Source organism: Rhizobium sp. BK376, from assembly GCF_004341625.1.
Lineage (GTDB): Bacteria > Pseudomonadota > Alphaproteobacteria > Rhizobiales > Rhizobiaceae > Rhizobium.
Map to the genome: position 1 here is coordinate 157,322 of NZ_SLZG01000002.1, position 22,258 is coordinate 179,579.

21 protein-coding genes are annotated in these 22,258 nt (G+C 61.4%); 6 read left to right on the forward strand and 15 right to left on the reverse strand.

Annotated features, from left to right (window positions below):
• The first annotated feature begins 73 nt into the window (after positions 1–73).
• Complete coding sequence (locus EV561_RS05310) at positions 74–1,318, forward strand: adenylate/guanylate cyclase domain-containing protein (RefSeq protein WP_132518392.1); 1,245 nt, start codon at positions 74–76, stop codon at positions 1,316–1,318.
• A gap of 7 nt (positions 1,319–1,325) precedes the next feature.
• Here the strand turns inward: EV561_RS05310 and EV561_RS05315 are convergent, their stop codons facing one another.
• Positions 1,326–2,027, reverse strand: a complete 702-nt coding sequence (locus EV561_RS05315) for a TetR/AcrR family transcriptional regulator C-terminal domain-containing protein (RefSeq protein ID WP_132518394.1) — start codon at positions 2,025–2,027, stop codon at positions 1,326–1,328.
• 195 nt (positions 2,028–2,222) lie between these two features.
• On the opposite strand from EV561_RS05315, the gene EV561_RS05320 reads away from it, so the two are divergent.
• Complete coding sequence (locus EV561_RS05320) at positions 2,223–3,443, forward strand: multidrug effflux MFS transporter (RefSeq protein ID WP_132518396.1); 1,221 nt, start codon at positions 2,223–2,225, stop codon at positions 3,441–3,443.
• A 523-nt stretch (positions 3,444–3,966) separates the two neighbouring features.
• On the opposite strand, the gene EV561_RS05325 is transcribed toward EV561_RS05320, so the two are convergent.
• Genes EV561_RS05325 through EV561_RS05340 form a run of 4 tightly spaced genes read right to left on the reverse strand, consistent with a single transcriptional unit; the run spans position 3,967 to position 7,595 of the window.
• A complete protein-coding gene (locus tag EV561_RS05325) occupies positions 3,967–4,833 on the reverse strand; it encodes an HlyD family secretion protein (RefSeq protein WP_132518398.1) in 867 nt (288 codons plus the stop codon).
• Positions 4,830–5,039, reverse strand: coding sequence for a DUF1656 domain-containing protein (locus tag EV561_RS05330; protein WP_132518400.1), 210 nt, complete (start codon positions 5,037–5,039; stop codon positions 4,830–4,832). The genes EV561_RS05325 and EV561_RS05330 overlap by 4 nt, the downstream gene beginning before the upstream one ends.
• Positions 5,036–7,135, reverse strand: a complete 2,100-nt coding sequence (locus EV561_RS05335) for an FUSC family protein (RefSeq protein ID WP_132518402.1) — start codon at positions 7,133–7,135, stop codon at positions 5,036–5,038. The genes EV561_RS05330 and EV561_RS05335 overlap by 4 nt, the downstream gene beginning before the upstream one ends.
• On the reverse strand, positions 7,128–7,595 hold the full coding sequence (locus tag EV561_RS05340) for a MarR family transcriptional regulator (RefSeq protein ID WP_132518404.1): 468 nt from the start codon (positions 7,593–7,595) through the stop codon (positions 7,128–7,130). Before EV561_RS05340 ends, EV561_RS05335 begins: the two co-directional genes overlap by 8 nt.
• Positions 7,596–7,794: 199 nt before the next feature.
• Here EV561_RS05340 and EV561_RS05345 point away from each other — a divergent pair, with 199 nt between their 5' ends.
• Together EV561_RS05345 and EV561_RS05350 are read left to right on the forward strand one after the other, a co-directional pair.
• Positions 7,795–8,634: a TIM barrel protein gene (locus tag EV561_RS05345; protein WP_132518406.1), complete on the forward strand. Its 840-nt coding sequence runs from the start codon at positions 7,795–7,797 to the stop codon at positions 8,632–8,634.
• A gap of 122 nt (positions 8,635–8,756) precedes the next feature.
• Positions 8,757–9,356 (forward strand): DsbA family protein, encoded by a 600-nt coding sequence (locus tag EV561_RS05350; protein ID WP_132518408.1) that lies wholly within the window; start codon positions 8,757–8,759, stop codon positions 9,354–9,356.
• A 189-nt stretch (positions 9,357–9,545) separates the two neighbouring features.
• Here EV561_RS05350 and EV561_RS05355 read toward each other — a convergent pair whose 3' ends face one another.
• The 10 genes from EV561_RS05355 to EV561_RS05400 form a co-directional block, all read right to left on the reverse strand.
• Positions 9,546–9,845 (reverse strand): putative quinol monooxygenase, encoded by a 300-nt coding sequence (locus tag EV561_RS05355; RefSeq protein WP_132518410.1) that lies wholly within the window; start codon positions 9,843–9,845, stop codon positions 9,546–9,548.
• Positions 9,846–9,891: 46 nt separating this feature from the next.
• Positions 9,892–10,275, reverse strand: coding sequence for a DUF427 domain-containing protein (locus EV561_RS05360; RefSeq protein ID WP_132518412.1), 384 nt, complete (start codon positions 10,273–10,275; stop codon positions 9,892–9,894).
• A 109-nt stretch (positions 10,276–10,384) separates the two neighbouring features.
• Entirely contained in the window at positions 10,385–12,067 is a 1,683-nt protein-coding gene (locus tag EV561_RS05365; protein ID WP_132519838.1) for an ABC transporter ATP-binding protein, read from the reverse strand.
• Positions 12,067–13,011 carry an acetamidase/formamidase family protein gene (locus EV561_RS05370; RefSeq protein ID WP_132518414.1) on the reverse strand — a complete coding sequence of 315 codons (945 nt, stop codon included), beginning with the start codon at positions 13,009–13,011 and terminating at the stop codon, positions 12,067–12,069. Before EV561_RS05370 ends, EV561_RS05365 begins: the two co-directional genes overlap by 1 nt.
• Positions 13,012–13,185: 174 nt before the next feature.
• The gene (locus EV561_RS05375) at positions 13,186–14,820 is read right to left on the reverse strand and encodes an ABC transporter substrate-binding protein (protein WP_132518416.1); all 1,635 of its coding nucleotides are present in this window, start codon (positions 14,818–14,820) and stop codon (positions 13,186–13,188) included.
• A 33-nt stretch (positions 14,821–14,853) separates the two neighbouring features.
• Entirely contained in the window at positions 14,854–15,774 is a 921-nt protein-coding gene (locus tag EV561_RS05380) for an ABC transporter permease (protein ID WP_132518418.1), read from the reverse strand.
• Positions 15,774–16,622, reverse strand: a complete 849-nt coding sequence (locus tag EV561_RS05385) for an ABC transporter permease (RefSeq protein WP_132518420.1) — start codon at positions 16,620–16,622, stop codon at positions 15,774–15,776. Before EV561_RS05385 ends, EV561_RS05380 begins: the two co-directional genes overlap by 1 nt.
• Positions 16,622–17,203, reverse strand: a complete 582-nt coding sequence (locus EV561_RS05390) for an ANTAR domain-containing protein (protein WP_132518422.1) — start codon at positions 17,201–17,203, stop codon at positions 16,622–16,624. The genes EV561_RS05385 and EV561_RS05390 overlap by 1 nt, the downstream gene beginning before the upstream one ends.
• Positions 17,200–18,333 (reverse strand): transporter substrate-binding domain-containing protein, encoded by a 1,134-nt coding sequence (locus EV561_RS05395; RefSeq protein WP_132518424.1) that lies wholly within the window; start codon positions 18,331–18,333, stop codon positions 17,200–17,202. Before EV561_RS05395 ends, EV561_RS05390 begins: the two co-directional genes overlap by 4 nt.
• Positions 18,334–18,604: 271 nt before the next feature.
• Positions 18,605–19,609 carry a Tim44 domain-containing protein gene (locus EV561_RS05400; RefSeq protein ID WP_132518425.1) on the reverse strand — a complete coding sequence of 335 codons (1,005 nt, stop codon included), beginning with the start codon at positions 19,607–19,609 and terminating at the stop codon, positions 18,605–18,607.
• A gap of 107 nt (positions 19,610–19,716) precedes the next feature.
• On the opposite strand from EV561_RS05400, the gene EV561_RS05405 reads away from it, so the two are divergent.
• The gene (locus EV561_RS05405) at positions 19,717–20,793 is read left to right on the forward strand and encodes a DUF2252 family protein (protein ID WP_132518427.1); all 1,077 of its coding nucleotides are present in this window, start codon (positions 19,717–19,719) and stop codon (positions 20,791–20,793) included.
• Positions 20,794–20,891: 98 nt separating this feature from the next.
• On the forward strand, positions 20,892–22,256 hold the full coding sequence (locus tag EV561_RS05410) for an LLM class flavin-dependent oxidoreductase (RefSeq protein WP_132518429.1): 1,365 nt from the start codon (positions 20,892–20,894) through the stop codon (positions 22,254–22,256).
• The last annotated feature ends 2 nt before the right edge of the window (positions 22,257–22,258 follow it).

Below are 22,258 nucleotides of genomic sequence, written 5' to 3' on the forward strand. Positions count from 1 at the left end.
AAGCCGGGCCAATCCCCCACATTACGCAGCAGCCACCCAATCCTATTGTCTGGACGAGAATACGGAGTGCATCATGGAACCTCTCAACGACAATACCGCTCGAGCGGCTGCCGCAGAGGACGGCGTGTGGCCGGCTCAGCGGCACAGCATTCTCGACTGGTTGATCACGGACACGCGCAACGAGCGTTTCATCGACAATATCTTCGTGGAGATGTGCCGGCGGCTTTCTGAGGCCGGGGTCCCGGTCGCGCGGGCGACGCTGCATTTCAGAACGCATCATCCGCAGTGGCTCGGCGCACGCATCCTATGGCGCACCGGTTTGACGGAGGCGAAGATAACGACGTTCGGATACGGCGTCGAAACCACTCCGCAATTTCAGAACAGTCCGGTCAACGTAATCTATAGTGGATCGGAAGAGGTGCGTCAGCGTCTCGAAGGTCTCCCAAAAGATGCTGAGGTGAATTCGCTTTATCTGGAACTCAGCGAAGATGGCCTCACCGACTATGTCGCCTGGCCGATCCATCACACGTTCGGCAAGCGTCACGTGGTGACTTTTTCGAGCGACAGGCCCGGTGGCTTTGCGGAGAAGGATATCGCTTTCCTCAGGGATCTGCTGCCTGCCCTGACGCTAGTCAGCGAGATCAGGCTGAAGAATGTGATGGCGCGGACGCTATTGCAGACATATGTCGGGCCGCATGCCAGCGAACAGATCTTGGCGGGTGCTACGACACGCGGCAGCGGCGTGACGGTTGGTGCAGCGATCATGATATGTGATCTGCGCGATTTCACGTCCATTTCCGATCTCTGGCCGCGCGACGATGTGATCGAACTGCTCAACGCCTATTTCGACGCCATCTGTGACCCGATCCAAAGGCATGGCGGCGAGATATTGAAGTTCATGGGTGATGGCCTCTTGGCTATTTTTCCGCTCAGCAAGCCGACGGCCTGTGCCGATCTCCTGCAGTCCATCCGAGAAGGTCAGGCGGCGATGGCCGCTCTCAACGCTCAGAATGCCGGCAAGGGGCGTCCGGTGTTGAACTATGGCGTTGGCGTCCATGTCGGAGACGTGATGTACGGCAATATCGGCTCGAGCAAGCGGCTGGATTTCACCGTCATCGGTCCGGCCGTTAATGTCGCTTCGAGGCTGGAGACGCTGACGAAGGATATCAAGCGGCCGGTTTTGCTCTCAAAGGCTTTCACCGAAATGGCAAAATGCGAGTCGGAGCTGGAAAGCCTCGGTTCCTTCCCGCTTCGGGGATTGGGCGAGCCCGTGGATATCTTTGCCTTGCCGGCGGAAGATGCAACCCAGGCTGGATGAGCGCCAATTACCCCGGAAGTAATTGCTTCTCATTCGCTGCCGCTGTTTTGTCCGATGACCTTGTATAGGCGCGCAGGAAGGTTTGCACGGCCTTGCGAGCCGCGGTTTGGATCTGCTCGTCGCTCGGCGTTTCGCCGAAGAGGAGCATCATCTGCAGATCGGCATTGACGAGTGCGAGGAATTGTCGTGCCGCAAGATCGAAATCATCGATATCAAGATTGGCCTGCCGCGAAAGGCGCGACAGGAGTGCGGCAAGCGCCGCATCGATCCGACCTGGACCCTGCTTACGCCAGGCCTCGAAGAGGTGCGGATAGCGCTCGCCTTCCGTCTGAACCAGGCGGCGGAGGAATTTTCCATCATGATTGCAGGAGCAGTTGCACATAAGTCCGGCGGCAAAGGCTGTCAGTTCGTTTTCGAGATCGTCCGCATTGCTGGGGAATGTTGCCAGGACAGAGAAGAGCGCGGCGTTGGCGCGGTCCATGACGTCCTGCACGACCGCCATGAAGAGCGTCTCTTTCTCGCGGTAGTGATTGTAGATCGTCTGTCGGGAAACGCAGGCCTCCATCGCGATCTCGTCAATGCTCGCTCCGGAGAAACCCTCCCGGCAGAAGACGTCAGCGGCCGCATCCAAAATGGAGACGCGCTTGGCGAACTGGCCTCGCTGGGTATGCCCGCTTGCCTTTCGTGCCGAGGGAATTCGATCTTTCATAAGCGGAAGATAAGACGTGTTGACGTTTTAGACAATAGTGTCTAATTTTACACCTGTGTCCAAGTTTATGGACGAAGAGTACCAACGGGATGCGTGGTTCTCCCAAGTCATCGCATTTGCCCGACCAATCCATTGAAACTCCGCCAAAAGCGATGCGACGCGCTAAGCGTTGCGCCTTCTTGAAAGATCATCATCATGACGACATCCTTCTTTCGCATGGCGCTCATCCTCGGTCTGCTATCGGCCATCGGTCCCTTTGCAATCGATATGTATCTTCCGGCGTTGCCGTCGATCGGCAAGGACTTGCACGCCGAGACCAGTGTCGTGCAGCTTAGCCTCCTGTTTTTCTTCATCCCATTTGCGGTTGCGCAGCTTCTCTATGGTCCCATCTCGGACATGTGGGGACGCAAGCTGCCGCTTTACATGGGTATCGGCCTGTTTGCCGTCGCCAGCGTCGGTTGCGCGCTCGCCGACAATATCGAAACGCTGATCGCGTTCCGTTTCGTTCAAGGCATCGGCGGAGCCGCCGGCATGGTTGTTCCGCGCGCGGTCGTGCGCGATATGCACACGGGCGTTCAGGCCGCCAAGCTCATGTCACTGCTGATGCTGGTTTTCAGCATCTCGCCGATCCTCGCGCCGCTGACCGGCAGCGCCGTCATCAGCTTCTATGGCTGGCGTGGTGTGTTCTGGGCAGTGACGATCGCCGCCGCCATCGGGCTAGTTCTCCTCTCGACCCAGCTTGAGGAGACGCGGACGAAGGCCGATCGCCATGGAAGCAATCTCGGCAGCGCCATGAGGGCCTATGGAATGCTGTTGAAGGACGGTCATTTCCTCGCGATGACATTCATCGGCGGCTTCGGGCTTTCCGGATTTCTGGTCTATCTGGCGAATTCGTCCTTCGTGCTGATCGAGCATTACGGCCTGACGCCGACGGAATACAGCTTCGCGTTCTCGATCAATGCCGTATCCTTCTTCGCTGTCTCGCAGCTGACCGGCTGGCTTGGCCACAGGTTCGGCCTCGTCCGCGTCATGCGGATCGCGGTGATCGCTTTCGCCGTTGCGATGGTGGCACTGGTCATCGTGATGAGCGCAGGGCTCAATCAGTTGCCTGTCATGGCCGCCTTCCTGTTCGTCGGCTTCGGCTGCCTCGGGTTGGTTATCCCGACGACCGGCGTGCTTGCGCTGGAGGATCACGGCGCGATTGCCGGCACGGCGTCGGCATTGATGGGAACGCTGCAATTCGTGGCGGCCGCCGTCGCGATGACTATCTCCGGCCTCTTTTTCGATGGGACGGCACTACCGATGGTGATCGGCATCGCACTCTGCGCGCTGATTGCCTTCGGGCTGGCGCAGGCAACGTCAAGTCGGCGGCACGCTGCTATCAACATCGAGGCCGAAGCCCCGGCTGCGGAGTAGGTTTTGCTGCCCCGACTATGAAAAGGCCCGGCTGTCGTCCGGGCCTTTCGTGTGAGGGTCGTCACACAGAAAACTTCTGCCGATCGCTGATTTCTGCAATACGAAGGGAGCTTATTTTTTCTGGTTATAGTTGCCGTACGAAGAACCCCGTAGACTGGCGGGCCGATATTTATCTAATTGATATTAATTGATTTCTCTATTTGTGAAGGTTGCGTGACGTGATCTTTATGCAACGCATCGTAATGCTGTCTTGCTTTTTGCCAAAATCTGACGTCCGCAATCTTGTTGTGCAAAATTGAATCCCCCATATGGCCTTCCGTAAGGAAAGGCGGACGGCCCGGTTACTCGAATCGCAACCAAATCAGTTGGATGCTGACGACGAGGATCAGCCCGGTCCCGGTTCCCTTTCTAGCAGATTCTAATCTGATCCGATTGACCTCCGATCAGAGAAGTGGAAAGGCCCGGCTGTTCCCTGCCGGGCCTTTTTCAATATTGCGAGACAACAATCGAGCGTGGCTCGATGTCAGTTGACGATGGTGACGCTTGCAGTGCGGCCGGCAACGAGTGCCGTATCGGCTGGGACGTCATCGAGTGCGACGCGGACAGGCACGCGCTGGGCGAGCCGGACCCAGGTGAAGGTTGGCGTCACGTTGGCAAGCGAGCTCGATGTATCGGAGCGCTCACGGTCCTCGATACCGCCGGCAACGCCAACGACGTGGCCCTTGAGGCCGTTCTTGCTGCCCATCAGGTTGACGATGGCGGCATCGCCGACCTTGATGCGGTCGAGCTTGTTTTCCTCGAAATAGCCGGCGATGTAGTAGGAATCACCGTCGATCAGGGCGGTTACCGCGCTGCCGGCCGTGACATAGTTGCCGGGCTGCAGTGAGAAGTTGGTGAGGATGCCGTTGACTGGCGCACGCACGGTCGAGCGGTCGAGATTGAGCTGCGCGGTGTCGCGAGAAACGATGGCCTGGCTGAGCGCCGCTTCGTCCTGCTGGACAGTCGTCTGCGCCTGCTGGATCTTCTGGCGGGTGACAGAACCGTCGCCGAGCTTCTGGTAAAGATCGAGGTCGCTTTTAGCCATGTCGAGCGCTGCCTGGGCGCCGGCAACCTGCGCCTCGGCCTGGCGCAGCGCCAGATCAAAGCGGGCAGAGTCGATGCGGAAGATGACATCGCCCTTCTTGACCGTCTGATTGTCCTTGACCTCGACATCGCTGACGAAGCCCGAAACGTCGGCCGCGACATGAACCACGTCGGCTCGAACCTTGCCGTCACGGGTCCATGGCTCGTTCATGTAGTAGTCCCAGAGGTGCCATCCAAGCACACCGGCAAAGACGACGACGACACCGGTCAGCACGAAGCGACCGAGAAAAGCGAAGAACGATTTCATAGCGGTATCCGATTGATTGACAGCGTAATGACGCCGAGCAGGCAGAAATACATCGCCGTGTCGAACAGCGGTCGATGCCAGACGAGGCGGTAGAAGCCGATATAGGCGAGCACCCGTCTCAGAATTGCGTTTAGGAAGAAGCAGACGAGGGCGATGGCAGCGAGTGTCGGGATGTACACGCCGTAGATATTGACATCGGTGATCATGCCGCATGCTCCTTCAGGTCCTGTTCGCCGGGCTTTTCAACCGGGCGGTTCTCGTTTGCCGCAAAGTCCTGCGCATCGGGGAACAGGCTGTAACGCAGGCCTGTCAGAGCGCGGCGGGCGCCATCTGCCGCCGACGAGGATCCGTTGTCGCTGAGGGCGCTCAGCGAATGGTCGAGCGTTTGCAGCAAGTTATTGTCCGGGGCGGCTTCGGTCTTCTGTTGCTTCCTTTGATAGAAGGAGGCGACCGAGGAGAGCACGTCGTCGATTGCCATGCGGCTAGGCTGGGGAAGCAGCTGCTTGTGGCGCTGAAGCTCGACCGTATTCAGCCCATTGCGCAGGTCCTTCATCACATCGTTTTGAACGACGTAGGAGTCGGCAGGCAGCGCGGCCAGGCGGGGAGCGAGCAGGCCGAGGCGATCGACCATGCGGTGCAGGAGTGCGGTTACGTCGGAACCCTGCGGCTTGCGGGCGGCAGCGGCGATATCCGTCCAGCCGGCGCGCAGCAGGCGGAAGGCGCTCCATTCGGCACCGACCGAGCGAACGAGCGCGGTCGTTCCGCAGGCGATGATCAAGCCGAGGACGAGTGCGGTGTTCGAATTGAGGAACGATGCCAGGTCAAGGCTGAGGCGGCCCTGCAGGCCCAGCATGCTCGGCAGGTTGACGCCGAAACCCATGCCGACCAGCATGGTCGACGGACGCGCCATCAAGGTGCCGACGGGGATCAGCACCAGCCCCAGAGCAGCAAGAAGCATGACATAGCCATGTATGGCCGGGAAGACGGCGAATTCGAGCACGAAGGCGCATCCGACCGCCGCGATACTGGCAAAGAGGAATTGCTTCATCATCGGCGTCGGGTCGTCCGTTGTCGCGAAGATGCAGCAGAGCACACCGGCCATCATGGCTGCGGCACTGCCCTGGGACCAGCCGGTTGCTATCCAGAAAGCCGTGGCGATGAAGGTTGCAAGCATTGCGGAAACACCGGAATAGAGCGCCATGCCGTAATCCTTGTGCATCGGCCGCTTGTCGAGAGAGGAGCCGAAACGGTTCCATCTCAGGTCATGACGAGACCCAGCAGTGATATCCTGCTTCAGGTCGATGCAGTCGCTCCAGATCTGGATAAGGTCGCGCAGCCGGGCGACGGCATTGTGGACGAGCAGTTCCTGCCATTGCGGCATTGCGGCTGCTTCGGTCTCTGCGCGGGCGATGATGTCGAGGAATTCCGCCCGCTTGTCTTCCGACAGCGCCTGTCCGCTTTCGAGCCAGAGAGCGGTCCGCTCCTTCAGTTCGACGATGGCGGGCGTTTGCTGGCCGTTCGTTGCGCGTGACAAGGCGGAGAGCACGTCGGCGAGGCCCGACACGATCGGCAGCATGGCGACCATGCGACGTTGCAGCGTGCGCGCCAGTCTGACGAGATCCCTGTGTCCCGACGTGTCATAGGCAACATGCGTGGTGAAGCCATGCAGGTCGACGGCATCGGCGGCCATTTTCTGTGCTGTCGAAGCCAGTTCCGGATCGTTGCGCTCGCCTTTCAGCGTAGCTGTCGCCAGCGTGGTCGCATCTTTCATCCAGGCATCGATGCGGTCTGCAAGGACCGGACCGGCATGGCGCGGGAAGATCAGGCGGCTGACGAGGGCGGCGCAGATGATGCCGACCGCAATCTCGATGACGCGAGCAGTGACATAGGTGAAGGCGGTATCGGGGCTGTCGACGATCGGAAAGCCTGTCAGCGCGGTGGTGTAGCCGGCGAGCATGAACGTGTAGCTCCGCGGCGTGCGATCCAGCAAGCTGATGGCGAGGCAGATGCCCATCCATAGCGAAATCGCCAGTGTCAGTAGCACGGGAGAATTCACTAGGTTCGGTATGAGGATGACAGTCATGGCACCGCCGATGGCGGTTCCGAGCAGACGATAGATCGCCTTCGAGGTGCTGGCGCCCGAAAGCGGGTGCGAGACGATGTAGACCGTTCCCACGGCCCAATAGGGATTCTGCAGGTCGAAATAAAGCGCGACGAACAGCGCCAGCATTGCCGCTGCGAAGGTCTTCAGGGAGAAGACGACATCCCGAATTTCGGGCCAGAGAATGGCGTATCTATTCATCGCTGTCCTGAGCCCCCCCAAATGTTGCCGATTTAGTGGCGATGATGCGCAACACCTCGAGGGCGGCGCCTACGCGCTCGGGATCGATATCGCCGAGCATCTTTTCCCGCAGTGCCGCGGCTTCCGCTTCGCAGCGCTCGGCGACCTTGGTGCCTTCCTCGGTCAGCCGCACCAGCTTGATGCGGCGATCGGTATCGGCCGGTACGCGGCAGATGAGGCCGTCGCTTTCGAGGCCGTCGAGCACGCGGACCAGTGTCGGGCCTTCGACGCCGACGCGTTCCGCAAGCACACCCTGGGGCACGAGATCGCCATGGCGCAGCAGCATGATCAGCGGCGTTGCCGTGGCGTCCGACAGATTGTGTTCCATCAGCATGACGTTCAGCGCGCGTCTCCATCCCCGGCCGCAGGCGAGCAGCAGGGGAGCGAATTCGGTCCAGGATTTCTTGAGGTCATCGTTCATAAGCTATTAGATAGTATCCTACTGATTTGAATGCAATCTTTATTGATGGCTGATCGGACCGTTATTTTCGCATGGCTGATATTCGCATGCGACGCGGGTGAGCGGTCGCGCTATAACCGGACGCGAACCGCAGGGTTCGTTCTTTCGCCGATCGGATGGAGGTCGATCGACGGATTGGCATCATGGAGGAAGTGTTGACATGACCGATAATTCGAAGACCGACCGCTTTGCCGTCTCGACATGGTCTCTGCATCGCGCGCTGGGCGTGACCTATCCGTATCGACCGGGTGAAGAGCGTGAGCCGGAGCGGCGGCCGACCTATGGGGAGGGCTCGGTCGACCTCATCGATCTGCCTGTGGCCCTGCGCGATCACGGACTATCCCGGCTGGAAATCTGCTCATTCCATCTGCCGACGCTTTCGGCATCCTATCTTGCTGAACTGTCCGATGCCTTTGTGCAAGCCGGCGTTCGCGTTCAGACGCTGCTTGTCGAGGATGGTGATCTCAGCAATCCGGAGACGGCCGCGCGCGATGCCGAGTGGATCGCAAGCTGGATTCCAATCGCCTCGGCGCTGAAGGCGGAGAATATGCGAGTCATCGCCGGCAAGGCGCAGCCGACCGAAGAGGCGCTTGCCCGCGCCGAGGGCCATCTGCGTTGGCTGGCGCAACAGGCGGAAGGGTCCGGCATTCGCATCGTCACCGAAAACTGGTTCGCTTTGCTGCCGGGTGCGCGCGAGGTGAACAGGTTGCTTGGCGCGCTCGATGGCAAGGTTGGTCTAAACGGCGATTTCGGCAATTGGACGGGACCGGGCAAATATGACGAGCTTGCGCAGATCATGGGCAAGGCCGAACTCTGCCATGCCAAGGCGCATTACGGCGCTGGCGGCATGGATGCGGAGGACTATCGGCGCTGCGTCGAACTTTCCGAAGCTGCGGGATACCGAGGTCCCTATACGCTTATCTATGATTCCGATTTCCATCCGAACGAGTGGAACGGAATTGTCGAGGAGCGTGACTTCATCGGGAAGATCCTGGGCTGACCAATCCAGTTTCGATCATTGATTCAAAACGCTAATTTGATCGCGGAACGGGCTTGCGAACCCGTCGCGATTGTCGATCATGCACCCGCGTTCGATTTCTCTTTCAACAGGACAAACAGGCAATGGCCAAAGTCATAGACTATTTCTTTTCGATCAGCTCTCCCTGGGCCTTCATCGGCCTGAAGCCGTTTGCCGAGCTGGCCGAGCGCATGGGTGCCGAGGTTCGTCCGTATCTGACGACTGTCGTCGAGGAAAACGGCGGCATCTATTCACGCAATCGTCCCGATGCGCGCAGGCTCTATTGGCTGAAGGATCTGGAACGCTGGAGCCGCGTGCGTGGCCGCAACATGAAGATGGATGGCCGTGGATCGCTGAGCGATGCCACTCCCGCATCCTTCATGGTCATTGCCGCGATCCTCGACGGCAAGCCGTGGATTCCGCTGACATTGGCGCTTCAGGAGGCATTCTGGACGCGGGCAGAAGACATCGGCAACCCCGAGGTTCGCAAGCAGCTTGCCGACGCTGCCGGCCTGGATGGCGCCGCACTCTTGAAGCGCGAGCAGGATGCCGACGTGCAGGCGAAGTGGAAAGCAGACCGCGACCAGGCGATCGAAAAGGGCGTCTTCGGCTTCCCGACCTTCATGATCGATGGCGAACTCTATTGGGGGCAGGACAATCTGCCGTTCCTCGAGCAGCATCTGAAGACCGGGAAACCGGCCTGATCAGGTTGGTGAAGCCAGCCGAAGAGCCGACAACCCCTCCGTCATGCTCGGGCTTGTCCCGAGCATCTGCAACGGATTGATTTTATCGGATGTAGCAGATCCTCGGCACAAGGCCGAGGATGACGTCCAGTTTCGATCGAAGGTCGTCAAGAACCTGAACGCCGACAGCATTTTGCCGGCGCAAATACTTTAAGCGGCTTCCAGAACATGCACGGCGCGGGCGGCGACCAAGTGCGCGGTCTTCTCGCCGAGCGCCTTCATATGCGGTGCAGCCGCATGTGCCTTCAGCGCAGCCATGCTCGCCCACTTTTCGACAACCACGAATGTATCGGGACCGAATGCCGGATCGGCGCCGGCGACATCGACGGTTGTGGTATATTCGATGCAACCGTCTTCGGCATGCACCGCTGGGACGTTGGCCTGGAACAGTTCCAGATATTCGGCCCGCTTGCCGGGCTTTGCAGTCAGTATGGCGATGACATGGATCACGTCGGGGGTCCTTTGAGGTGGGATTGCAGGCGGTGAGACGAGGTCATCAGGCTATCGGGGATTCCTCGATCGCGTCAACACGATCCGGATAAAAGGCGAGGTGGTCCTTGATCTCCGATACGGCATCATGCGGGGTCTCGTAAGTCCACACCGCATTCCTGGAACGCTCGCCGCCGGCGGGAATGCTGTAATAGGAGGCGTCGCCTTTGTAGGGGCAATGGGTCTCATGGTCCGTCCGCTCCAGCATCGACATGTCGACATCCCCACGCGGAATATAGAAGACCGCGGGGTAGGAGGCTTCCTTTAGCCTCAGCGCATCCTTCGTGTCGGCGATCGTGCGGCCGGCGATCTTGACAACCACATGCGACCGGCTCGGCTCCACTGTTATCGGGTGGTCGGGGCCGGGGATCTTCATCAGCTTCACGGACATGTCTCTTCCTCGCGTGTTGCGTTTGACTTGAAACAGAGAGGTGGGGCGCAGACGCCGCCACCGCAATGAGTGGAAGAAGAGTTTTTGGCCGAAAGCCGGGAAAAGTCCGTCAGGCGATTTTGCGATAGGCTTCCGGATCCGGGATCGGAACGGCGGCCATCAGCGTCCTCGTGTACTCGTCCTTCGGATTTTCGAAGATCTCGCGTCGTGTGCCCGTTTCGACGATCCGGCCGCCGCGCATGACGGCGACATGATGCGACATGCGCTCCACAACAGCCATGTCGTGGGAGATGAAGAGGTAGGAAAGGCCCATCTCTTCCTGCAGTTCCAGCATCAGGTCGAGTACACGGGCGCGTACTGACACGTCGAGGGCGGCCACGCTTTCGTCGGCGACGATCAGTTTCGGCTTCAGGGCCAGTGCGCGGGCGATGCAGATGCGCTGGCGCTGGCCGCCGGAAAATTCGTGCGGATAGCGCGTTGCTGCATCCGGCGTCAGGCCGACGCGGCGAAGCAGCTCGGCCACGGTGTCCTGTCGTTCCCACTTGCCGCCGAGGCCATGGATGACGAGCGGTTCGGCAATGGCTGCGCCGACGCTCATGCGCGGATCGAGCGAGGCATAGGGATCCTGGAAGATCATCTGCGCGGTGCGGCGGATAGGCTGCATGGCGCGTTGTCCAAGGCCGCCGATTTCCTGGCCGTCGATCGTGACACTGCCGGTAAAGGGGATCAGGCCGAGCACGGCCTTGCCTGTGGTCGACTTGCCGGAGCCGCTTTCGCCGACGAGGCCGAGCGTCTTGCCCGGCAGGATATCGAACGAGACGTCGTCGACAGCCGCTGCCGGCGCCTTGCCCTTGAACAGCCAGCCTGCCTGGCTGCCATAGGTGACGTTCAGGCCGTGCACATTCAGGATTGGCTTCCGGTCCGCGGGCGCTTCCGAAGCAATGCCCGGGGTGATGCGTGGCGGGCCATCGGTGCCCGAGAGCGCGCCGAGCCTCGGGACAGCGGCCAGCAATTGCTTGGTGTAGTCTTCCCGCGGCTGCTTGAACACGGCGAGTGCGCTGCCGTCCTCGACGATCTGGCCGTTCTGCATGATGACGACACGGTCGGCCATCTCGGCGACCACCCCCATGTCGTGGGTGATGAGGATGATCGAGGCGCCGAATTCGGCCTTCAGCTCGCGCATGAGCTTCAGGATCTGCGCCTGCACTGTCACGTCGAGCGCCGTCGTCGGCTCATCGGCGATCAGCACCTTGGGGCGGCAGGAGAGGGCCATGGCGATCATCACGCGCTGGCGCATGCCGCCGGAAAGTTCGTGCGGGAACTGTTTCAGCCGCCGCGCCGGATCGGTGATATGCACGGCGTCGAGCATGCGCAGTGCGGTTGCTTCCGCGGTTCCGCCTTCCGTGCCCTGATGCTCGCGGATCGCCTCCATCAGCTGGGTGCCGATTGATATGACCGGGTTGAGCGATGTCATCGGTTCCTGGAAGACCATGGCGATATCGCCGCCGCGGATCCTGCGCATCTGCCGGTCGGAAAGTTTTGCAAGGTCGCGGTCGCCGAACAGGATGCTGCCTGACGCAATCTGGAGCGATGCCTTGGGAAGCAGCCCCATGATGGCGAGTGACGTCACCGACTTGCCCGAGCCGGACTCGCCGGCGATGCACAGCGTCTCGCCGGCCTTCAGGTCGAAGCCGACGTGATCCAGGACCCGCCGCCGCCCCTCCGGGGTACGGGCGTCGATGCTGAGCTCGCGAACCGAGAGCACGGAGGGGATGGCGGAAGGGGCATGCATCACGCGAACACGATCCTCGGGAAGTAGAAGGAGACGACCCAGTTCGGGACGTCGACGATTTCGCTGATGCGCAGGTCACCGCAGACGGAGCAGAGCAGATAGGCATCGACCGCGCTCATGCCGTGTTCGGCGCCAAGGAGGTCGATCATGCGCATCAGGCTTTCGCGGGCGCCGGTCATGAGGTCAGGGCCGATACCGGTCGTGACTTCGTAGCCGGCGCCGTCGAGATGGCGGGTCACGGGCTCGGTCGTGGTGAAGCGCGGGCTCTTCAGCCTGGCGTCCTTGACGAGTTCGAGGGTTGCCTCGACGTTCATCTGGCTTTCGATGGCGGTACCGCAGACTTCGCCGTCACCCTGGGCGGCATGGGTGTCGCCGATCGAGAAGAGCGCGCCTTCGACTTCGACGGGCAGGTAGAGCGTCACGCCGGCCGAGAGATCGCGGATATCCATGTTGCCGCCGACATTGCGCGGCGGGACGACGGAATGCAGGCCCGGCTCGGCGGGAGCAAGGCCGATGGTACCGGCAAAGGGCTTCAGCGGCACGCGGCCACCGGGGCCGTAAAGGGCCGGCGTCAGGCTGTTCGCATCATATTTCCACATGTGCAGGGCCGGATCGGGGAACTGGTCGGCCAGAAGGCCGAAGCCCGGAATATTGGCTGTCCAGCCCACCCCCGACGGAATAAAGCGGCGGAGCGTCACCTTCAGCGCATCGCCGGGCATCGCGCCTTCGACATAGATGGGACCGGAGACGGGATTGATCCTCTCGAAATCGAGATTGTTCAGCGTGTCTAGCGTGGCGCCGTCGCCAAGCTGTCCGCCTGAGGAATCGAGGCATTCGAAATGGATGGTCTCGCCCGGCTTGGCGACCAGGGCAGGCTCGAAGTCGCGGTTCCAGCCGAAATTGTGCTGCGCGCGGTGAATGGTGTGGGTGCATACGATGCACATGGGAATTTCTCCGTATCTAGATATTCGCCCCTAACCCTCTCCCCGCTCGCGCCGAGAGGGGACGTGCCCTGAGAGGGGCGGGAGAGGGACGAAGAGGTCGCCACTTGTTCCTTCGCCCCGCTTGCGGGGAGAAGGTGGCGGCAGCCGGATGAGGGGCTGCCGCGCAATCCAGACTTACTTCTTCACGTAGATCGCGTCGTAATCGATGACGCGGGTCGGATCGATATAGATCTGGTCTTCGCCGCCCATGCGCTTCGATTTTGCGACCACGCGACGCTCGTTGAAGACCGGGATCCACGGTGCATCCTTTTCCTGGATTTCCGTGAAGATCTTACCCCATTCGGCGTTGCGTTCGGTTGCCTTGGCGGGCAGCGGCAGGGCGTCTGCGGCCTGGGCACGAGGCTCCATGTCCTTGTTGCAGTACCACGACCAGTTCCAGCCGCCGGCGACAGCGCTGGAGCAGGAGAGGATCGGTCCGTAGAAGTCGGACGGATCCGGGAAGTCGGCGATCCAGCCGAGACCGCCGGACCAGACCATTGCTGCCTGGCCCTGCGTGCCGCCTGCTGCAATCACGTTCGGGTTGGCGAGTGCCTTGATCTCGGCCTTGACGCCGATGGCCGCCAGATCCTGCTGGATCGCCTGGGCGATGCGCGGCTGCGGATCTGTGTTGGATGTGTAGAGCTCCGTCGAGAAGCCGTCCTTCAGGCCGGCTTCGGCGAGCAGCGCCTTGGCCTTCTCGACATCATAGGCATAGCCCTTGTAGTCCTTGTCGTAGCCGGCCATCAGCGGCGGCAGCACCTGGTTTGCAGGCACGGCGCGACCGTTGATGATGCGGATGATGCGGTCCTTGTTGATCGCCATGTTGACGGCCTGGCGGACCTTGACGTTGTCGAACGGCTTGACCTGCGTGTTGAGAGTCACATAGCTCGTTTCGAGCTGCTGGCGGTCAACGATCATGCCTTCGAAGTCCTTGGACTTCTTCATTTCGAGGTATTTGGCCGGCGGAATGCCATCGCCGGCGATATCGACCTCGCCCTTCTGCAAGCGCAGCAGCGCGACCAGTGGCTCCTGACCGATTTCGACGGTATAGCCATCGATGCGCGGACGATCCTTTACGAAGTAGTCGGGGTTCTTTTCGAAGACGAGGCGCTGGCCGACGGTCCATTCCTTCAGGATGAAGGCGCCCGATCCAACCGGCTTCTTGCCGAAATCGCCACCGGCGGCGTCAACGGCTTCCTTCGGAACGATCGAGGCGAAATTGAGCGCGAGATCGTTGAGGAAGGTCGCATCCGGCTGGGTGAGCGTGAATTCGACGGTGTGGTCGTCTACGACCTTCACGCCGTCGAGCGAATCCGCCTTGCCTGATGTCATCGCATCATACCCTGATATGGAGTGGTAGAAGCCGGCGCCTGGGCTTTGCGTCTTCGGATTGACAGTGCGCTCGATCGAATATTTGACATCCGACGCAACCAACGGGCGGCCGTTGGTGAACTTCACACCGTCGCGCAGCTTGAACGTATAGGTCTTGCCATCGTCCGAAACGGTGTAGCTCTCGGCGAGCGAAGGCTTTAACTCCGACGTGCCCGCGGGATAGTCGATGAGGCGCGAAAACATGGCGTTGATCATCGACCAGTTCTGCCAGTCGTAACCGATGGCGGGGTCGAGGGTGGCGATATCGTCCTTGTAGGTGACGATGATCTTGGCGCCGGGGGCAGCTTCGTCGGCTGCGTGAGCCACGACGGCCGGCACGAGCGAACTCGTGGCGAGCATGGCGGCAAGTGCCGCGCGTTTTAGAAATCCGTTGGTCATCAAATGCTCCTCTGAGGTTTTGCTTTTGCTTGGTTATTGCGCGCGGATGCGCGGGTCGATGAACGGGGCAATGACATCGGCAGCTAAGTTGCCGAGGACGATGGCGAGGGCGGAGATCAGGGTCACGCCCATGATGATCGGGATGTCGACCTGCTGGATCGCCTGCCAGGCAAGCTGGCCGATGCCGGGCCAGCCGTAGACGGCTTCGACCACCACCACGCCGCTCATGAACTGGCCGATATCGATGCCGATCATGGCGATGATCGGCAGGATCGCGTTGGGCAGGACATGGCGAAAGATGATGCGGCGACCTGAGAGGCCCTTGGCGCGGGCCGTGCGGACATAGTCGTGGTTCAGGACATCGATCATTGCAGAGCGGACCATGCGGGCATACCAGCCGGCGCCAAGGACGCCGAGGGTGGTTGCCGGCAGCACCACATGGGCCGGCGTGCCGAAGCCCGACATCGGAAACCAGCCGAGGGTGGCGGCAAAGACGTAGAGCAACAGCAACGCGACGACGAATTGCGGCGAGGAAACGCCGACAAAAGAGAGCATCATGACCGTGCGGTCGACAAGCCCGCCGCGCCTGATGGCGGCGATGATGCCGAAGGTCAGGCCGAGCACGACTTCGACGACGATACCTGCAGCCATCAGGATCAGCGTTGCCGGCAGGCGGGCAAGGATCAGCGGCAGGACCGCGGTTCGCTGGGTGTAGGAGCGGCCGAGATCTCCATGCACGAGATTGATGAGATAGTGCAGGAACTGCATGAGCAGCGGCTGGTCGAGGCCGAGTTCATGGCGGATGCTGGCTACCATCTGCGGCGTGGCGCTGCGGCCGGCGATCAATACGGCTGGGTCGGCGGGAAGCGCATAGAGCAGCAGGAAGGTGATCGCGGCGACCCCGAGCAGGATCAGCACCGATTGCACGAGGCGGCGAAGGATGACTGCTATCATCAGCCCCTCCCGCGCTGGGTCGGATCAAGGATATCGCGGAGCGCATCGCCGACCAGATTGAAGGAGAGGGCGGTCAGGAGAATGACGGCGCCGGGGATGAAGACGAGCCAGGGCGCATCCTGGAAATAGGTCTGGTTGTCGAAGATGATATTGCCCCAGGAAGCATCCGGCGGCTGCACGCCGATGCCGAGGAAGGAAAGGGTCGCTTCGAGCAGCACGGTCGTTGCGATGCCGAGCGTGCCCCAGACGATCGCCGTCGGCATCAAATGCGGCAGGATGTGCTTGAAGAGAATGCGGAAATGGCCGGCCCCGAGCGAGCGCTCGGCCATGATAAAGTCACGCTCCACGAGGCCACGGGTCTCGGTATAGACGATGCGCGCCACCTGCACCCAGTTCACCAGCGCGATGACCAGCGCGACGATCCAGAGACTCGGCTTCAGCAGGGCAGCCAGCACGATGGCTAGCAGCAGGGCGGGGAAGGCCATCATCAGGTCTGTGAAGCGCATCAGCAGATTGCCGACAAAGCCTCTGATATAGCCGGCAAGGATGCCGATGAAGAGGCCGATTGCGACGGCGACACCGTTGGCGACGAGGCCGATGACGAGCGAAGTGCGGGCGCCGAACAGCAGGCGCGAAAAGAGATCGCGGCCTAGCGTGTCGGTGCCGAGCAGGAATTCATGGCCGGGCGGCAGCGGCGCGCCTTCGAGCGAGAGGCCGTCGGCGATCTGCTCATCGGGGCTGAAAGGGGCGATCAGTGGTGCGGCGATTGCCATTGCGACGACGAGGATGACGACGATCAGGCCGAAGACCGCCGCCGGCTGGCGCAACATGGATTTCAGGACGCGCATCAGCCTGCCTCCGGCAGGGGCTCTGCCCCGCCAAGAATAAAGGCCGATAGTTGCTCCATCGGCAGGCGACGACGCATCGCGCATTGGCGCAGGATGCTGTAGGCACGCTCTTCATCCACCTTGTGCTGCTCCATGATCTTCTGGACGGCGGCATAGACCAGGGGCCGCAGGCGGATACGCTCTTCCAGATATTGCAATTTTTCCGTGGCGGCCTTCCGTTCCTCGTGGATCGAGAGCGCCATGACGAGTGCCGGATAGACGGCAGAGGCGGCAACGGGCTTGGCGACGATGGCGCTTGCGCCCTGTTCCAGCGCCCAGGCGATGCGGCCCGGCGCTTCGGAGCCGAGAAGGGCGACGACGGGGATCGGCGGGTTCGTGCCGCGCCAGGGCAGGAGATCGTCCCAGCCCTGGTCGGCATCGACGATGACCATGTCGGGAAGTGCGGCCGCCTCGATCGGCTTCCATTGCACGGATGGGCGCAGGCCCAGCAGCTTGAGCTGGCGGATTAGGCGTTCGGTATTGCTGTCCTCGCGGTGGAGGATGATCGCGTTCCAGCCCGCGAAGTTCGGTGTCTCTCTCATGAAACCACCCGCAATTTCGGTGCAGTACGCCCACGTTTGCCGGTCAGGTAGGGGTCTGCTGCCAGTGCCGGCCGCGAGGCGATGACGTCGAAGCCGTTCTCGGCATTTATCCGACCGAGATGGAACGGCAGCGCAGCGTGATTGGTTTCCGCGTCGATGGCAAGCGGGCCGAAGAGGCTCGGCCAGGATGACGCGTAGAGTTCGCGGCGGACGGCCTGCGGCTCGTCGCTGCCGGCGGCAAGGATCGCCTCGGCGCAGAGCTTCACGGCGGTATAGGCGCTGGCAAATATGCTGGAAACGCGGCGATCGGGACCATATTGCGCTTCCACCCGTGCCTTGAAGGCAAGGTTTTCCGCGGAATCGACGCTATCGAAATAGGAAGCCGCGCAGAGCTGGCCAGTAGCGGCTCCGGCCTTGATGTCGTCGAGCTCGCATTCCATCAGGTCGCAGCTGACGACGGGGCAGTTTTCCGCCGAAAAGGCTTGGTCGCGCTCGCCGAGCGCCTTGATCGCCTCCAGGAAGGCATAGCTCGACGGTCCAATCAGATTGTTCAGGATGAAGCTCGGACGGCGCTGTTCGATATCCGCGACGATGCGCTCGACCGATGTCTCTTCCAGGGGCAAATAGCGTTCGCCCAGCACTTCGCCGCCGGCATTGGTGATGAGTTCGCGGGCCAGCCGGTTCATCTCCCAGCCCCAGACATAGTTGGCGCCGATGAGATAGGGACGCTTGCCGTAGCCGGGAAGGAGATGGTCGAAGAGCGGCAGAAGATGCTGGTTCGGGCATCCGCCGACATAGATGACGTTCTCGTTGGCCTCGAAGCCCTCGTAGGGGCACATGTACCACAGAAGGCCGTCGTGCTTTTCGACGAGCGGGATGACTTCCTTGCGCGCGGCCGAGGTGATCGTGCCGACGATATGGCGGCAACCGGCGTTGCGTAGCATGTGCTTGGCGGCTTCGAGATAGGCGGGAATGTTGGCGTGCGGATCGATGAAGACGGGTTCGATGCGCTTTCCGGCCGCCGTCAGCTCCTCGATGGCGAACAGGGCGCCGTCGCGCGCATCACGGCCCATCGAGCCGTAAGGCCCGGTGGTGGAATAAAGGATGCCGATCTTCAGCGCGTCATTCATCAGCTGCTCTAAAACGAAAAACCTCACGACGCGGATCCCATCGAGCGATGGGGCGTCATGAGGCGAAACTGCCCGGCGACTATCGAAGTCATGTGATTGCAGCCGGCGCATGCCTAATCTGCGAGCTTGATTAAAATCCGGGCACGTGGCCGTTGTCAAGGAGCTTTCACGCAGATTCGGTTCGAAACGCCCCACGTTTTACGCGGACGTTTCAAGCTTCAAGAAATGTCCGGGCAGAGGTCAACTCGACCGGACCTCAAGCCTCTGAAACTCATGCTGCGTGACGATCGGCGCTCTGGATGGCGGAAAGCTTCCAGTCGGAGCCGGGGCGGCGGACGAAGGTCCAGATTTCAGTCGTCTCGGACGCGTTATGGTCGTCGCCATCGACGAGGCGGCCCGTGTTGCGGTCCACCATCGCGTCGATGCTGGAATAGCGCATGGCAAGGGTGGCGTACTCGCCGCTGGTCTCACGCCAAGCCTCGGCGATGTCACCCTGCAGCAGGTGAACGTTCGAGACGCTGTTGCGGACGCCGCGGGTTGCGTTTTCCCCGAGTTCTTCGGCGAGATAGGACATGGCCTCCGGCGTCGTCAACGTGCGCAGCCGGCCGTAATCCTCCATGCCATAGGCGGTCTGGATTTCCGTCAGCAATTGTTCGAAGCGATCCAGGTCGCGCTGGCTCAGGCCGATTTCGTCATTCGCGCGGGCGTTGCGCGGCTGCGTGTTCGCGGCTGCGCCGCCACCGATCGCGGGAATGCCGAAGGAGGGCCGCTGCGAAGGCTGCGGCCGGCTCATATTGTAGCTCTGGCCGCCCCCGGAGGCCGATGAAGCCGAGCCCTGGCGGTTTGCGAACAGGCGAAAGACGAAGGATGCGGCCCAGACAAGCAGCACGATCTGCAGCAGCATGCCGAGGAAGCCGAAACCGCCGCCGAAGCCATGACCGATCAGCATGCCGAGCAAGCCGCCGGCGATCAGGCCGCCAATCATGGATCGGCCGAAGCCACCATTGAAGAAGCCAGGCCTCGGCTGCGCGCCGAGCGGAGACTGGGTGGCGACGCTGGGTTGCTGCGTCATCGAGCGATTGATCGGGGCTGCCTGCGTCGGAGCGGTATTGGTGACCGGCGGCGCCTGGAAGGTGCGCGCCCCACGGCTGCCGAAGCCGCCGCCAAAGCCTCCGGCCCTGCGTGCCTCGGCGCTGTCGAAAGTCGCGACTACGGAGGCGAGCGTCAGTGCGGCGATGGCTGCGATCTGGGCGATACGCGGAACGGTGCGAAGCATTGTTTCCTGTCCTTGGGCAGAAAGATTGTTCCATGCGTATATAGGAATGCTTTTTGCGATTATAAGTTCGTATTGCAGGACGGGTCTAACCTCCAAGGGCCAAACGGATGCTGACGATCGTACAATCGACGCATAATTACGAGGCATGGTTGCGGGCGCAACTCGGCAACGATCTGGTTGAAGCCGATCTGCAGAAAAAACACGCCAGGATGCGGGACAGCAGTTTTGCCTTCCTGCGCGCCACCTATTGGCGGTGGAGCGAAACGATCCTCGATATCTGTCCGCAACTTGCCTCGGCGCCCAAGCTTCTTGCGATCGGCGATACGCATCTCGAAAACTTCGGAACATGGCGCGACGCGGAGGGACGCCTTGTCTGGGGCGCCAATGATTTCGACGATGCGGCGGTCATGCCCTATGCGCTGGATCTCGTGCGCCTGGCGGCCAGCGCAATACTGGCGCGGGAGGGGGACATTCCTTCCTCCCACGATATCTGCGACAGCATCCTTGGCGGTTATCGGCGCGGCCTTGCCGCTCCATCGCCGATCATCCTCGAGCGCGATCATAAATGGCTGCGCAATACCGTCCTGCTGCCGAATTCCGAGCGCGAGGATTTCTGGCAGAAATTCGAGGAACTGAAGCCGGACGCGAGACCCGTGCCGCCGCCGCATCTGCAGGCACTTCGCTCGTCCTTGCCGGAGCCGGCTACCGCGATCGTCGCGATGCCGCGGACGGCGGGAACCGGAAGTCTCGGCCGTCCGCGCTTCGTGGTGCAGGTGGAATGGCGAGGAGGACCCTTGCTTCGCGAGTCGAAATCCCTGCTGCAGTCGGCATGGTCGCTCCGTCACGACCCGCGCGATACTGCGATCCATGCGGCCGTGATCGCAGACGGTGCGGCCCGCTCGCCGGATCCGGAATACAAGCTGATCGGCACGGTCCTTGTTCGCCGGCTCTCGCCGAATAGCCGCAAGATCGAAGTGAAGAACGATCCTTCCACGCTGTTGTCTTCGCAGATGCTTGATCTGATGGGCTTCGAGATCGCCAATTGTCATGTTGGCGATGCTGCCCAGACCCACGCGATCCTCAGCGACCTTCGCCAGCGGGACGGCGACTGGCTGCGCGATGCCGCAAAGGCGGCCGTCGCGACTATCGAGGCCGAACAGAAGCTCTTTGCAGCTTCGCCATGAGGCTTGCTCCTAAGCCTCAGGGTGCAGAAGTCGAAAGCACTTGACGAAGGGAGGACAGCGGGAAGAAATGTCGCTCCACCTCACCGGCGAAAGAGCGACTGGACCCAATGCAGATCTATGCCTTTGACATGAATTGTATCGGCCACATCAATCATGGCCTGTGGACGCATCCGCGCGACATGTCGCTCAACTATACGGATCTGGACTATTGGGTCGACTTCGCCCGGACTGCCGAGCGCGGCAAGCTGGACGGCATCTTTCTCGCCGATATCGTCGGCGTCTACGATGTCTACAAGGGCAGCCCGGATACGGTCATCCAGACGGCCGCGCAGATACCGGTCAATGATCCGATCATTCCGATCTCGGCCATGGCCTATGCAACGAAGCATCTCGGCTTCGGCGTCACCGTCAATACCAGCTACGAAGCCCCCTTCCTCTTCGCCCGGCGCATGTCGACGCTCGATCACCTGACGAAGGGACGAATCGGCTGGAACATCGTCACTGGCTATCTCGACAGCGCCGCGCGCAGCATGGGCTTTGACCGCCAGCCGGATCATGACGCCCGCTACGATGCCGCGGAAGAATACCTGGAGGTGCTCTACAAGCTCTGGGAGGGAAGCTGGGACGACGATGCCGTGCTCCGCGACAAGACGGGCGGCGTCTTTGCCGATCCCTCCAAGGTGCGCGCCGTAAAGCACGAGGGCAAACATTACCGCATGGAAGGCATCCATCTGAGCGAGCCTTCGCCGCAGCGCACGCCGCTGCTCTTCCAGGCCGGCGCTTCGGCGCGGGGCCAGGATTTTGCTGCCCGCCATGCCGAATGCGTCTTCATTGCCGGACCTTCAGCGCAGGCGGCGCGCTCGACGGTAGAGGCGCTGCGTGGGCGTGCGGTTGATTTCGGGCGCAGGGCGGACGATTTGCGCGTCCTCAGCCTCGTCACGGCGGTGGTTGGGCGCACGGAAAAGGAAGCGCAGGACAAGCTCGAGGACTATCGTCGCCATGCCAGCGTCGAGGCGTCGCTGGCCCATTATTCCAGCTCCATCGGCGTCGACCTCTCCAAGTTCGGCATGGACGAGCCGATCGTCGATCAGGCGAGCAATGCGCAGCAGGCGGCGCTTGCCAATGTCACCGGCAAGGCCGGCAAACCGCCGATGACGCCGCGCCAGATCATCGACCAGATGGTGCTCGGCAGCCGCATGAAGCCCATCGTCGGCTCTGCCGAACAGGTTGCGGATTATCTTCAGGCCTGGGTGGAGGAAAGCGGTATCGACGGCTTCAATCTTGCCCGTACGGTGGCGCAGGAAAGCCTGCGCGATTTCGTCGATCTCGTCATTCCCGTCCTACAGGAACGCGGCCTGTTCAAGGCCGACTATAGCGAAGGTCCGATGCGCCAGAAGATCTTCGGCAGGGATAATGGCCGGCTGCCGTCATCGCATCCGGCAGCCGTTCATCGGCGGGGATAGAG

Excerpts from the sequence above, each read along its gene's own strand:
- EV561_RS05405 (WP_132518427.1), top strand. The coding sequence starts at position 19,717 with ATGCTGACGATCGTACAATCGACGCATAATTACGAGGCATGGTTGCGG.
- EV561_RS05360 (WP_132518412.1), bottom strand. The coding sequence starts at position 10,275 with ATGTCCGTGAAGCTGATGAAGATCCCCGGCCCCGACCACCCGATAACA.
- EV561_RS05325 (WP_132518398.1), bottom strand. The coding sequence starts at position 4,833 with ATGAAATCGTTCTTCGCTTTTCTCGGTCGCTTCGTGCTGACCGGTGTC.
- EV561_RS05370 (WP_132518414.1), bottom strand. The coding sequence starts at position 13,011 with ATGTGCATCGTATGCACCCACACCATTCACCGCGCGCAGCACAATTTC.
- EV561_RS05330 (WP_132518400.1), bottom strand. The coding sequence starts at position 5,039 with ATGATCACCGATGTCAATATCTACGGCGTGTACATCCCGACACTCGCT.
- EV561_RS05345 (WP_132518406.1), top strand. The coding sequence starts at position 7,795 with ATGACCGATAATTCGAAGACCGACCGCTTTGCCGTCTCGACATGGTCT.
- EV561_RS05315 (WP_132518394.1), bottom strand. The coding sequence starts at position 2,027 with ATGAAAGATCGAATTCCCTCGGCACGAAAGGCAAGCGGGCATACCCAG.
- EV561_RS05385 (WP_132518420.1), bottom strand. The coding sequence starts at position 16,622 with ATGCGCGTCCTGAAATCCATGTTGCGCCAGCCGGCGGCGGTCTTCGGC.
- EV561_RS05365 (WP_132519838.1), bottom strand. The coding sequence starts at position 12,067 with ATGCATGCCCCTTCCGCCATCCCCTCCGTGCTCTCGGTTCGCGAGCTC.
- EV561_RS05350 (WP_132518408.1), top strand. The coding sequence starts at position 8,757 with ATGGCCAAAGTCATAGACTATTTCTTTTCGATCAGCTCTCCCTGGGCC.
- EV561_RS05380 (WP_132518418.1), bottom strand. The coding sequence starts at position 15,774 with ATGATAGCAGTCATCCTTCGCCGCCTCGTGCAATCGGTGCTGATCCTG.
- EV561_RS05320 (WP_132518396.1), top strand. The coding sequence starts at position 2,223 with ATGACGACATCCTTCTTTCGCATGGCGCTCATCCTCGGTCTGCTATCG.
- EV561_RS05375 (WP_132518416.1), bottom strand. The coding sequence starts at position 14,820 with ATGACCAACGGATTTCTAAAACGCGCGGCACTTGCCGCCATGCTCGCC.
- EV561_RS05390 (WP_132518422.1), bottom strand. The coding sequence starts at position 17,203 with ATGAGAGAGACACCGAACTTCGCGGGCTGGAACGCGATCATCCTCCAC.
- EV561_RS05340 (WP_132518404.1), bottom strand. The coding sequence starts at position 7,595 with ATGAACGATGACCTCAAGAAATCCTGGACCGAATTCGCTCCCCTGCTG.
- EV561_RS05400 (WP_132518425.1), bottom strand. The coding sequence starts at position 19,609 with ATGCTTCGCACCGTTCCGCGTATCGCCCAGATCGCAGCCATCGCCGCA.
- EV561_RS05310 (WP_132518392.1), top strand. The coding sequence starts at position 74 with ATGGAACCTCTCAACGACAATACCGCTCGAGCGGCTGCCGCAGAGGAC.
- EV561_RS05395 (WP_132518424.1), bottom strand. The coding sequence starts at position 18,333 with ATGAATGACGCGCTGAAGATCGGCATCCTTTATTCCACCACCGGGCCT.
- EV561_RS05335 (WP_132518402.1), bottom strand. The coding sequence starts at position 7,135 with ATGAATAGATACGCCATTCTCTGGCCCGAAATTCGGGATGTCGTCTTC.